Consider the following 814-nt stretch of genomic DNA (forward strand, 5'->3'; position numbering starts at 1 on the left):
ATCTGAAGGTACTGTTGTAAATGAAGTGACAGAAGAAACGGTTCAATCTACTGCAACAAAAATGGATAAGTTAACACTTGATGCGGGTAAAAACATTAAATTAACCCACAAAAAAGGCAAAGTGTTAAGTGTGGCAGTATCTGATACACCAACATTTGCTAATGTCACAACAACGGGTGATATCAACATTGGTGGTACTGTTCATGCACATGGTGGCTTGGATGTTCACAATAATCGTATTGTGAATGTGGCTGATCCTAAAGACCCAACTGATGCAGTAAATAAACGTTATGTTGATAATGCAGTGAAAAACATTAATAACAACATCAATCGTTTAGACAACAAAATTGATCACGTTGATCGTAAATTACAAGCAGGTATTGCAGGAGCGACAGCGATTTCTTTCTTACAACGTCCAAATGAAGCGGGTAAAAGCTTAGTTTCTGTTGGTGTTGGTGGTTATCGCAACGAAACTGCATTAGCGGTTGGTTATAGTCGAAATTCTGACAACAACAAAGTTTCGATTAAAGTTGGTGCAAGTATCAATTCCCGTAGTGATGTGAACTGGGGCGGAAGCATCGGTTACCAATGGTAATTATTTGATAAAAAGGCAGAGTAAAATCTGCCTTTTCTTTTGTTATGTTGAGATGAAAAAAAGTGCGGCCAAAATTTGATCTGACCCCAAAAAGTTAGACTGTTATTTAAAGGATTGTTTTCGATATTGTACCGGACTCAGTCCTTTTAATTTTAGTTGAATCCGTCGGTGGTTATAGTAATCCAAATAATCTCTGACAGCATTAATTATCTCCTCTCT

2 protein-coding genes are annotated in these 814 nt (G+C 37.2%); one reads left to right on the top strand and one right to left on the bottom strand.

Annotation, left to right across the window (positions count from 1 at the left end):
• On the top strand, positions 1-595 hold a 595-nt coding region (locus ACTHUR_RS13155; RefSeq protein WP_440398959.1), incomplete at its 5' end, for a YadA family autotransporter adhesin.
• A 102-nt stretch (positions 596-697) separates the two neighbouring features.
• Here ACTHUR_RS13155 and ACTHUR_RS13160 read toward each other — a convergent pair.
• Positions 698-814, bottom strand: a 117-nt coding sequence (locus ACTHUR_RS13160; protein WP_440398961.1) for an IS3 family transposase, incomplete at its 5' end; no start/stop codon positions are given.

This window comes from Neisseria sp. P0021.S007 (assembly GCF_051956855.1).